1 protein-coding gene is annotated in these 1216 nt (G+C 73.8%); it reads right to left on the reverse strand.

Annotation, left to right across the window (positions count from 1 at the left end; translation table 11 throughout):
- Positions 1-348: 348 nt before the first annotated feature.
- On the reverse strand, positions 349-837 hold the full coding sequence (locus tag EAO71_RS36185) for a hypothetical protein (RefSeq protein WP_187282977.1): 489 nt from the start codon (positions 835-837) through the stop codon (positions 349-351).
- Between the last annotated feature and the right edge of the window lie 379 nt (positions 838-1216).

Consider the following 1216-nt stretch of genomic DNA (forward strand, 5'->3'; position numbering starts at 1 on the left):
GGAGAGGAGGTGCGCAGGGGGTGGGCAAATCGGGACATATGGGTCCGCAACATGGTGTTCACATAGTGAGAACGCGCAGTTCCGCTAAGGGGCTTGAGCAGATCACGCTCCTGTCGGCCCCGATTCGGAGAGGAGGTGCGCAGGGGGTGGGCAAATCGGGACATATGGGTCCGCAACATGGTGTTCACATAGTGAGAACGCGCAGTTCCGCTAAGGGGCTTGAGCAGATCACGCTCCTGTCGGCCCCGATTCACCGGCTCTCCGGATACCGGACAGGCCCTCCCGCGCCAGCGGACGGAGTGCCGGGTGGCCTGCGCGGCTTGATCGGTGCGCGGATGTCACGGAGCGTCACGGGGGTGGCGGCGGTGACTGCCGCGGGGCCGGCCGGGACGGCGGGCCGGAAGGGGTGCCGGACCCGGCGCCGGTGACGGAGGGGGAGCCGGTCGCGGCCTCGGGGGGCCGCCAGTTCTCGGAGCTGCCCGTCGCGCCGTTCGACGCCTCGCAGCGGCGGCGCGTCTCACGGTCGATCTCGGCCAGCGCGGCCTCCCGCCCGTCGGCGCGCTCGGTCGCGCGGGCATGGGCGAGCACCAGGTCGTGGATGCCCAACTGCTCGTTGGACAGGCCCTTCTGCTCCCAGTCCAGTCCGGCCCATTTGCCGCCCTTGAGGGCCTCTTTCGCCCAGTACGACACCAGGCTGGTGCAGATGTCCGCCGGCGTCGACGCGCGCGGCGCCGGATCCGCGCCCTCGTCCGAGCAGGCCGGGACCGCGGCCAGCAGGCCGGCCGCCAGCGCGGCGCGAAGGCCGGTCCTGACCGAGGTGCGCGCGGAGAGCCCCATGGGGGGCACGCTAGGGGACGGGGCGGTGGGGCACAACAACCGTTCGCTTCAGGGCAGTTGACTGCTCGACGCCGGAGGCGGGCGGGCTTCGCCGCCGTCCCGGAGCGCGGGGGTGCCGAGCTGGGCGGATGTGCCGGAAGGGGCGCGTGTGGTGGCTGCGGCGAGCACCGGAGCTCGCCGGCCGGACGGGTGCCGCCGTGCGGTCCTCATCCGGTCCGGGGTGCGCGGTGGCCCGCGCCGTACGGCGCGGCGGCGGGCTCCCGGTACGGCGTGCGAGCGGCGCCGGCTGCCTCGCCCGTGGGGGCTCGGGCACCGCCGGCGGGGGCAAGAGGGTCTGGAGGCGGCACTGTTGGCGGCGATGGCCGGTGATGCCCGAGCC

The sequence above is a fragment of the Streptomyces sp. MS191 genome, from assembly GCF_008042125.1.
Classification (GTDB): Bacteria; Actinomycetota; Actinomycetes; order Streptomycetales; family Streptomycetaceae; genus Streptomyces.

Bases quoted from the DNA above. Each gene is read 5' to 3' on its own strand.
- EAO71_RS36185 (WP_187282977.1), bottom strand. From the start codon at position 837: ATGGGGCTCTCCGCGCGCACCTCGGTCAGGACCGGCCTTCGCGCCGCG.